This window comes from Micropruina sp. (assembly GCF_027492755.1).
In the GTDB taxonomy this organism is placed as follows: Bacteria; Actinomycetota; Actinomycetes; order Propionibacteriales; family Propionibacteriaceae; genus Micropruina.
Genome location: NZ_JAPUED010000141.1, coordinates 1 through 9,876 on the forward strand (window position 1 = coordinate 1; position 9,876 = coordinate 9,876).

Below are 9,876 nucleotides of genomic sequence, written 5' to 3' on the forward strand. Positions count from 1 at the left end.
TCCTCACAGATCGACCGAGGTATTGGTCGCCACGTCGGGCTTCTCGCCGGTGATCATCGCCTTCACGTACTTGATAAGCGCGATCGGCTTGGGACTGTCGACCGTCCAGTACTCGGCGGAATCGGCATGCACCTTCAGCAGCGCAACCGCCGGGTCGTCCCGGCCCTGCTCGAACCAGGCCTCGGCGTACGGGTTCCACAACTCGTCGATCAGCGTGGCGTCCCGGGTCACCGAAGCGGTGCCCGCAATCGAGAGGTAGTTGTCCCCGGACTGAAGGCTGACGTTGACCTGGGAGTCGGCGACCACCTGCTCGGTCTTCGGCGAGGGGTCCGCGGTGAAGAAGTACAGATCGCCGTCGAACTCGCGCTCCAAGACGGCGAGCGGACGGCTGAGCAGCCGCCCGTCAGCGTGGGTGGTGACGAACGCGAACCGGGCCTTCGAGATCAGCTTCCCGACCTGCTCGAACTCGGCGTTCTTCTCAGCTGCGGCGGTGTCAGTCATTCCCCGACGCTACCCAGCCCGTGATTCCTCAACACACCCGCGCGGGTGCCTTGTCGACGTGCGGCTCAGCTCCGGACAAGCTCCGCTTTGCTCGCTTGGTTGAGCCGGCAGGCGATACATGGAGAACGCAAGCGTCCATCGTTGATCGCCGGCCGACCTGCCGCGCCGCGGGCTTGCCCTAGCCGACCAGCACGGCCGCGAGCCGCGCCGCAGCCTCAGGTTCGTAAGGCAAGAAGAGCGAAGGCTCGACCAGTTCGACCTCCAACACCTGCGAGGTGCCGTCGTCCGCGCGAACCAGGTCGACCCGGCTGTACGCCAGCCTTCCGAACCGTTTCGCGACCACGTCAATGGCCGCGCTTGCCACCCGGATCTGCTCGGCAGTTGCCGTGTATGAGGTGTTGCTTTCAGCAGCGAAGAGCTCGTCCACGGAGCCGGCCTCCGGCAGGGCAACCCGCTTGCTCGCGGCGTGGCTGTACTCACCACCGAGGAAGATCAGTGGCCACTCCCCTTCGGTGGCGACCGAGGAGACGAAGGGTTGGACGAGGACGAGCTGGCCGCTCTCATGGAGCCAGCGCACATGATCAGCAGCAGCCGAATGCTGCGCAGCCCTGTAGGACGATGCACCGCGGCTGCCGGCACCGACGGCCGGCTTGACGACGAACCTTCCCGGCGGAAATTCGGGTGTCGTGCCGGGAGGCACGAACTCCGTCGGTGTGATGGGCACTCCCGCGGTGGCCAGCTCGCGAAGGTACTGCTTGTCCAGGCTCCACCGGACCGCGGGCAACGGGTTGACCAGTTCGGTCGTCGAATCGACCCGCGCGAGCCAATCCAGAAACTCCGGCAGTCGTTCGGCGTAGTCCCATGCCGAACGCAGCACCACTCGGTCGAAGGCTGACCAGTCGATCTGAGGGTCGTCCCAGTCCACCACATCAACCGTGACGCCGGCGCGGGCGAGCGCGGCCAGCGCCAAGGGTTCGTCCTCGTCCAGACCGTGGGCATCGCGCGTAGTCACCCAGGCCAGTGTTGAGATCGCCATCCAGTCCACGCCTTCCGCGCGGTGAAGTACTCCACCCATCGTCGACGGAGTGGGGAGGTCCCGTCTTGTATCTTTCTGGCCCCTACGGACGCCGGAAATCCTGACCGGGTGTGCGGGCGTAGGCCGCCCGGTAGTGCCGGTGGAAGTGCGCTTGATCGGTGAACCCGAGTTCCGCTGCGACGTCCGAGACCCTGCCTCCCTGCCTCAGTCGTCGTTGACCCTCCTTGAGCCGCAACTGCAGCTGCCAGGCGTAAGGCGGCACGCCGGTCTCGCGCACGAAGGCGCGGACGACCACGTCGCGGCTCGCGCCGAGTTGCTCGCAGACCTCGTCGAGGGAGGCGGGCTTATGCAGCTCGCGCGCGAGGAGGCGACGCGCAGCATCGACGAGAGCGGTCACTGACTCCTCCGCGCCGCGGACGGTTGCGTTCACCGCAAGCGCTTCGCTGACCGACCACATTGCCCACTCCTCCGACTCGACACCGGAGGCATGCACCGCACGGCGGATGCCGTCCGCGACGCGCGTGTCAGCGACGACCGCGCGGACGAACTCCACGTCCCCGCGACCAGTCAGCGAGGCCACGACCGATGGCGGCGCGTAGATGCTCATGCACTCCCACGCCACACCGTCGACGGTCTCCGCGGTCGACGACTGCACCTGATCGGGGTTGTACGCAGTAACAGAGCCCGATCCCACGACGAGTCTTTGCCGATCCAGCTTGATCCGCTCACACAAGACCGACTCGGCGTTGAGCGACAGCACGAACTCGTCGTGCGTGTGAGGTCTGAACGATCGGGACGGCACGAGCAGCCGTTCGACCACTAGGCGCTCGTGCTGCATGCGGTCGACACTAGGTCACAAGATTCCGAGGTACAGCAACGGTCCGGTCCGTGCCCGTGCGACTGCCTGCTGGAGTCTCGTGTCGGGGTCGTAGCCCGAGCCGGCTACTTGTACTGCGTCGCCGCTCGAAGCGCGTCGTTCATGACTTCCCATCCGTTTCCGGGCTGGACCTTGTCCCTGTTCTTGTCGTAGCCCCGCGGATTCCGCGAGCCATGTTCCGAGAGCGTCCAAGTAGTCATGCAGAGTGGCGTTCATCCACGGAGCATCGCTGGCGGCCCCCAACGCAAGTTCACGAGCAGTTGCGATGACTTTGTCGCGGCCCCCGGTCAGCGAGGCGGACGGCGAACAGCTAACTGCCGCTGATCCCGGCCACGTCCGGCGTCCCGGTCGCCGAGCCGGTCGCGGATCTGCTGCACGATGTCGGCAATCGACCGCTCGATGAACTCGTGGGAACCGACGATCGCGAACCCGGCCCGACGATCGTCGTCGAACTCGCTCGAGTCGTAGACACCGCCGCGGATGCCGACGTGCTGGCAGTGCTCCAGATCCATCAGTCCCTCTTCGGCCGCCCGGCGGAACGGTGAACCGTGCCAGATCGTGGCGCCGTGCAGCACGTCCCAGGTGTCCAGGTGCGCATCGACAAAAACCTAGACAGCGACACCACACCGACAAGAAAGCTGGATAACGACAAGTTCGGCCGGAACCTACAGCAGCAGTGTAGGTTCTCGCCCGAGTTGTCGTCTGTGACATCCGAGTTGGCGTCTGCGATGCAGTTGACTAGACGAGCGTCAGGTCGCCAACCCGTGGTGGTTCTCACTATCTTGCCGCTTTCCTCAGGGTTGGCGACCTCGAGTTGACGGCCGTCAGGCTTCGCGATTGCCGTCGCCGGATGTGAGTTGGAGGCTGCCGTCACGCCAAGCCTTCATGACGGAGTGCGCAGAGTCGTCGATCGACAGGTCGCTGGTGTCGAGGACAGTGAGGACCGACTCGTCGATGGCGCCGAACGCCCGGTCCAGTCCGACGATCGGCTCGATCTCACGAAGATGGCGGCCTTCGCGTGCCTGTGCTCGCGCCAGCAGCACGGGTAGTGATGGTCGCACGATGATGTAGGAGAGAGACAGCCCTGCGTCCGCTGCTCCGTCCCGTAGCCCGTCTACTGCCCACGGACCCAGAACCCCGTCGAGGATCACGTCGTAGCCGCCCTCAGAATAGGCGCGAGCGACGTTGAGCATCACGTTCTGGATGACCGCGTTCTGGTGGACTCCTTCGGGAAGGAAGGGAAGCACGAACCCCGCTTTGATCCAGGTGTGGAGGGCGTCGGTGGGCACGTGCACCGTTGGGACCTCGGCCGTGGCGGCGATCCTGGCCGCAATCGTTGTCTTGCCCGCAGCGGGTGGCCCGGCTATCACCAGCACTGACCCTCGTTGTATCGACATGTGACGAACCGTAGACACTGGCCAACCCCGATATCCAGGCGGCTGAGAGGACGAGTTTCGGCATCGCGACACGCCGACCTTATGGGATTTCAGATGATTCATACGAGGACGGTTACAAGCAAGCGCTGCATCTCGACAGCAGCAGGACCAAGTCTGCGCCAGACCAGGCGAGCACACAGCAACTCGTTCATGACTTCCCAGCCATCCGGCCGGGAACAATCGGATGACCTTTGGGGTTGAGTCTTGTGCACTCAACTTTGGAGCTCACATGACTACGAAGCATCTACCCGTTCTGTTCCTCGACGACATCGTGCTGCTGCCGGGCATGATCGTCCCGATTCCGCTCGACGACGCCGCGAAGACGGCGATCGATGCGGCCCAGACGTCCTCCGACGGCGAACTGCTGGCCGCGCCGCGGCTGGACGGCCACTACGGTTCGTACGCCGTCGTCGCCTCCGTCGAACAGATCGGACGCGCCCGCGGCGGCGCTCCGGCCGCCGTGCTGCGCACCGGGCAGCGGGCCCGCATCGGCAACGGTGTGACCGGCCCCGGCTCGGCGCTGTGGGTCGAGGCCGAACTCGTCGAGGACGAGGCGTCCGGTGATCGCGTCCGCGAGTTGGCCGAGGAGTACCGCCGGCTGGTGATCAGCGTGCTGCAGCGCCGCGAGGCCTGGCAGGTGATCGACACCGTCAGCGCCATCGACGACCCGAGCACGCTGGCCGACACCGCCGGCTGGGCGCCGTACCTCTCCAACGACCGCAAGCGGCAACTGCTGGAGGCCGCCGACGTCGAGACCCGGCTGGCGAAGCTGGTCGAATGGACCCGCGACTACCTCGCCGAGACCGAGGTCAGCGAGAAGATCGAGCACGACGTCCAGGAATCGGTGGAGAAGCGCAACCGCGAGTTCCTGCTGCGCGAGCAGCTGAAGGCGATCCGCTCCGAGCTCGGCGAGGGTGAGCCGGACGGCAGCGACGACTACCGTGCCCGCGTCGAGGCCGCCGACCTGCCGGACGCCGTCCGTGAGGCCGCGCTGCGTGAGGTGGGCAAACTGGAGCGTTCCAGCGACGGCAACCCCGAGGCCGGCTGGATCCGCACCTGGCTGGACACCGTCCTGGAACTGCCGTGGTCGGTGCGCACCGACGATGCCACCGATCTGACCGCTGCCCGCGCGGTGCTGGACGCCGACCACCACGGCCTGGACGAGGTGAAGGAGCGGATCGTCGAGTACCTCGGCGTCCGGGCCCGCCGCGCCGAACGCGGCCTGCAGGTCGTCGGCGGACGCGGTTCCGGCGCGGTGATCCTGCTGGCCGGCCCGCCCGGGGTCGGCAAGACCTCGCTCGGCGAATCGGTTGCGCGGGCGCTGGGCCGCAAGTTCGTCCGGGTGGCGCTGGGCGGCATCCGGGACGAGGCCGAGATCCGAGGCCACCGCCGCACCTACGTCGGCGCGCTGCCCGGCCGCATCGTCCGGGCCATCAAGGAAGCCGGTTCGATGAACCCGGTCGTGCTGCTCGACGAGGTCGACAAGGTCGGCGCCGACTACCGGGGCGACCCAGCCGCGGCCCTGCTCGAGGTGCTCGACCCGGCGCAGAACCACACCTTCCGCGACCACTACCTGGAGCTCGACCTCGACCTGTCCGACGTGCTGTTCATCGCCACCGCGAACGTCCTGGAGACCATTCCGGCCGCGCTGTTCGACCGGATGGAGCTGATCGGCCTGGACGGGTACACCGAGGACGACAAGGTCGCCATCGCCCGCGACTTCCTGGTTCCACGGCTGCTCGAACGCGCCGCACTGACCAGCGATGAGGTGAGCGTGACCGACGACGCGCTGCGTGAGATCGCCGCGCACTACACCCGCGAGCCCGGCGTCCGGGCGATGGAGCGGCTGCTGGCCAAGGCCTTCCGCAAGGTCGGGCTCAAAGACCTGCCCGCCGTCGTCGACCAGACCTCGCTGAAGGAGTTGATCGGCCGGCCGCGGTTCCTGCCCGAATCGCGCGAGCGGACGGCGGTGCCGGGTGTGGCGTCCGGGCTGGCGGTGACCGGCATGGGCGGCGAGGTGCTGTACATCGAGGCGTCCCTGCTGCCCGGATCGACGACGTCGCTGACCCTCACCGGCCAACTCGGCGACGTGATGAAGGAGTCGGCGCAGATCGCCCTGTCCTACGTGCGGGCGCACGCGGCCGAGCTCGGCATCACCCCCGAGCAGCTCGAGCATCCGGTGCATCTGCATGTGCCGGCCGGCGCGGTGCCGAAGGACGGCCCGTCCGCCGGTGTCACCATGACCACCGCGCTGGTCTCGATGCTGACCGGACGCACGGTGCGCGCCGAGGTCGGAATGACCGGCGAGGTGTCGCTGACCGGGCAGGTGCTGCCGATCGGCGGCGCCAAGCAGAAGCTGCTCGCCGCCCAGCGCGCCGGCCTGACCGAGGTGTACCTGCCGCAGCGCAACGAACCCGACCTGGACGACGTCCCGGCCGAGGTCCTCGCCGACGTCACCGTGCACCTGGTCTCGGACGTCCGCGAGATCCTCGCCGGAGCGCTCGATCCCGCCCGGCAGGCGACGGCCTTCGCCGCCTAGGTTTCGAAGTTCACTGGTCGAGGGTTCCGGTCATCGAGCCGGAACCCTCGACCAGAACCATTGACGCGGTGCGGCACGACAACCGACCATGACGGTCCACGCCGAGCGCCCCCGGCGCGAACGAAGGTACCCCCATGGCAACGAAGCTGACCCCCTGGTCGATCATCTCGACCGTCGTCGTGCTCGTGCTTGCAGGCTTCGCCGTCGCGGACGCCCGCGACACCGAGACGACCGGCAAGGCCCGTGCATCGCTCACCATGATGGCTCCGGCCGCCGCCGGCGGCGGCTGGGACCTGGTGGCCCGTGAGGCGCAGCAATCCCTGCGCAAGAACAAGATCGTCGGCACCGTGCAGGTGTCCAACGTGCCCGGCGCGGCCGGCACCATCGGGCTGAGCCAGCTGGTCCGGATGGAGGGCCAGCCGAACATCCTGATGGTGACCGGCACGGTGATGCTGGGCGGGATCGCCCGCGGCTCCGATTTCAGTCTCGCCGACACCACCCCGATCGCCAGACTGGCCGAAGACTTCCAGGTGGTCGCCGTCCCAGCCGGCTCGCCCCATCGAACCTTGGACGACTTCCTGACCGCCTGGAAGATGGATCCGGCGGCGACTCCGGTCGGCGGCGGCTCAGCGGGCGGCGTGGACCATCTGGTCGCCGGGCAACTGGCCAAGGCTGTCGGCATCCCCGGCTCGGACGTGAAGTACACCCCGCACTCAGGCGGCGGCGAACTCACCATCTCGCTGCTCTCCTCTGCGGCCGGCACCGTCAACGTCGGCATCAGCGGCTACAACGACTTCCGCGACATGATCGAATCGGGCAAGCTCCGCGCCCTCGCCGTCGTCGCGCCGGAGCGACTCGCCGGCGTCGACATTCCGACCATGATCGAGCTCGGCCACCCCGAGGTCGACCTGGTGAACTGGCGCGGCCTGGTCGCTCCGCCCGGTCTCAGCGAAACCGACCGCGCGGAACTGACCATGATCGTCACCGAGATGGTCGCCACCACCGAGTGGAAAGAGGCGGTCAACCGCAACCGGTGGAAGGAGAACTTCCTCACCGGCCCCGACTTCGAGAAGTTCATCGCCGAGGAGCAGCAGTCGATCACGGCTCTGCTGAAGGAGCTGGGGTTGGCATGAGTACGACTGAACACGCGGCCGACGAACAGGCCCCCACCGCTGCCGAACGACCCGACCGCGGCATCCTGATCATTGCCGGCGTCCTGGTGGCGATCGCCGGACTGCTGATCTACGGCAACCTGACCATGAAGACCAGCGACAATGGCGCGTTCGGGCCGCAGACGTTCCCGTGGATCGTCGCCGGCATCTGTGTGCTGGGCGCCGCCCTGATCGTGATCGAGACGCTCCGGCATCCGCGTCCGGCACCCAGCACACCCGAGCAAGACGCCTTCTCCGGGGTCTCGGTGCTGCACGACCCGTTCGACGAGACCGTCGCACCGCAGATCAAGGCCGACGCCGACGAGGTGCCGAAAGGCGTCAACTGGATGAAGCTGGGCACCGCGCTGGCGGCACTGATCGGGTTCACCCTGATTCTCGAGCCGGTCGGCTGGCTGATCAGCGCCACGCTGCTGTTCTGGGCGATGTCGGTCGCCCTGGGCGGACGCCGTCACGTCACCGGGCTGATCATGGGTCTCGGCCTGGCGTCCATGATCCAAGTCGTGTTCAGCGGACTGCTCGGCATGTCACTACCCGCCGGCCTGCTACTGCTGGGGAGCTGACCATGGAACAACTCGTCAACCTGTTCAACGGCTTCGGGCAGGTACTCACCCCACAGAACCTGCTCTGGGTCGCGGTCGGCGCCTTCCTCGGCACCGCGATCGGCGTGTTGCCCGGGCTGGGCTCCGCGATGGCGGTGGCACTGCTGTTGCCGCTGACCTTCACCCTCGAGCCGCTGTCCGCGCTGACCATGTTCGCCGGCATCTACTTCGGCGGACTGTTCGGCGACTCGATCGCCGGCATCCTGATGAACACCCCCGGCAACAGCACGGCCATCGCAAGTTCGTTCGAGGGACACATGATGGCGCTCAACGGACGCGCGCCGCAGGCCCTCGCCACCGCCGCGATCGGCGCCTTCACCGGTGGCATCCTGGCCACCGTCCTGGTGGTCTTCTTCGCCCCGACGATGGCTTCGCTGGCCACCCAGTTCGGCCCGGCCGAGTACTTCGCGCTGGCACTGTTCGCCTTCGTCGCCATTTCGACGGTGGTGGCCGATTCGGTGATCCGCGGTCTGGCCGCGCTCGCCCTCGGACTGGCTCTGGCCGTGGTCGGCATCGATCAGTCCACCGGCACGGCCCGCTTCACCTTCGGCATCCCGGCGCTGTTCGACGGCATCTCGGTGGTGGTGATCACCGTCGCCCTGCTGGCCATCGGCGAGGTGCTGCATGTGGCGTCCAAGGTGGGACGGCCCGACGACAAGAAACTGATCCACGCCGGCGGACGGCCGTGGCTGAGCAAGGCTGAGTTCCGAGCCGCACTGCCGGCCTGGCTACGCGGAACGAGCTTCGGCGTCCCATTCGGGATCATTCCGGCCGGCGGCGCCGAGGTGCCGACCTTCCTCGCCTACGGCACCGAGCGCAAGCTGGACGCCCGGCGCGCCAAGCCGATGTTCGGGAAGGGCTCGATTCAGGGCGTCGCAGGCCCCGAGGCCGCCGGCAATGCCACCGCCGGCTCGGCGATGGGCGCGCTGCTGGCGCTGGGCCTGCCGACGTCGGCGACCGCCGCGCTGCTGCTGGTCGCCTTCCAGCAGTACGGCATGCAGCCCGGCCCGCTGCTGTTCGAACGCAGTGCCGACGTGGTGTGGGCGCTGCTGGCGGCGCTGTTCATCGCGATGGTCATCCTGCTCATCCTGAACCTGCCGTTCGCACCGATGTGGGCGATGCTGCTCAAGGTGCCGAAGGAGTACCTCTACGCCGGCATCACCGTCTTCGCCGCGTTCGGCGTCTACGCCGCGGGCGCGTCCGTCATCGACCTGGCGGTGATGATCGCGATCGGCCTGCTCGGCTTCGTGATGCGGCAGTACGACGTGCCGCTGGCACCGGTGCTGATCGCACTGATCCTCGGTCCGCTCGCCGAGTACTCGCTGCGCGACGCGATGGCGAACTCGTCGAACAATCCGGCCGTGCTGGTCAGTTCACCGATCACCATCGGGCTGTACGCCGTCCTGGTCATCGGCGTGATCTGGAACGGCTACCGGCGAGTGCAGGAGAAGAAGCTCGCCGCCGAGTTGGAAGCCGCGGAAGAGGTCGCCGAGCGCCAGTAGGCGGCTCTCAGCTGGGTCCGTGACGGAGATCCCGGCGTTCGCCGGGATGACGAACGAACTGATCACGTCATTCCGAGCGCACCAACGTCACTCCGACCGCAGCGACGTCATTCCGGGCTTGACCCGGAATCTCACTCAGATCAGCGGCAGTACCCACGTCACAAGGGGACGGACGCGTCAGCGGCCGGACACGCCCTCACGTGGGCAGCGGACG

Annotated in this window: 8 protein-coding genes and 1 pseudogene; 4 read left to right on the forward strand and 5 right to left on the reverse strand. The window is 67.4% G+C overall.

Annotated features, from left to right (window positions below):
• Positions 1–3 precede the first annotated feature (3 nt).
• The 5 genes and pseudogenes from Q0066_RS10175 to Q0066_RS10195 form a co-directional block, all read right to left on the reverse strand.
• Complete coding sequence (locus tag Q0066_RS10175) at positions 4–501, reverse strand: pyridoxamine 5'-phosphate oxidase family protein (protein WP_298132555.1); 498 nt, start codon at positions 499–501, stop codon at positions 4–6.
• 178 nt (positions 502–679) lie between these two features.
• Positions 680–1,537 (reverse strand): hypothetical protein, encoded by an 858-nt coding sequence (locus tag Q0066_RS10180; protein ID WP_298132557.1) that lies wholly within the window; start codon positions 1,535–1,537, stop codon positions 680–682.
• A gap of 82 nt (positions 1,538–1,619) precedes the next feature.
• A complete protein-coding gene (locus Q0066_RS10185; protein WP_298132558.1) occupies positions 1,620–2,375 on the reverse strand; it encodes an AraC family transcriptional regulator in 756 nt (251 codons plus the stop codon).
• Positions 2,376–2,701: 326 nt separating this feature from the next.
• Positions 2,702–3,007, reverse strand: a pseudogene (locus tag Q0066_RS10190) (arginase family protein); the annotation flags it as partial.
• 231 nt (positions 3,008–3,238) lie between these two features.
• Positions 3,239–3,811, reverse strand: a complete 573-nt coding sequence (locus tag Q0066_RS10195) for an AAA family ATPase (RefSeq protein WP_298132559.1) — start codon at positions 3,809–3,811, stop codon at positions 3,239–3,241.
• A 268-nt stretch (positions 3,812–4,079) separates the two neighbouring features.
• On the opposite strand from Q0066_RS10195, the gene lon reads away from it, so the two are divergent.
• The 4 genes from lon (at position 4,080) to Q0066_RS10215 (ending at position 9,662) form a co-directional block, all read left to right on the forward strand.
• Positions 4,080–6,389 (forward strand): endopeptidase La, encoded by a 2,310-nt coding sequence (lon, locus tag Q0066_RS10200; protein WP_298132561.1) that lies wholly within the window; start codon positions 4,080–4,082, stop codon positions 6,387–6,389.
• Positions 6,390–6,523: 134 nt separating this feature from the next.
• On the forward strand, positions 6,524–7,522 hold the full coding sequence (locus Q0066_RS10205; protein ID WP_298132563.1) for a tripartite tricarboxylate transporter substrate-binding protein: 999 nt from the start codon (positions 6,524–6,526) through the stop codon (positions 7,520–7,522).
• Positions 7,519–8,121, forward strand: coding sequence for a tripartite tricarboxylate transporter TctB family protein (locus Q0066_RS10210; RefSeq protein WP_298132565.1), 603 nt, complete (start codon positions 7,519–7,521; stop codon positions 8,119–8,121). The genes Q0066_RS10205 and Q0066_RS10210 overlap by 4 nt, the downstream gene beginning before the upstream one ends.
• Before the next feature lie 2 nt (positions 8,122–8,123).
• The gene (locus Q0066_RS10215; RefSeq protein WP_298132567.1) at positions 8,124–9,662 is read left to right on the forward strand and encodes a tripartite tricarboxylate transporter permease; all 1,539 of its coding nucleotides are present in this window, start codon (positions 8,124–8,126) and stop codon (positions 9,660–9,662) included.
• Positions 9,663–9,876 lie beyond the last annotated feature (214 nt).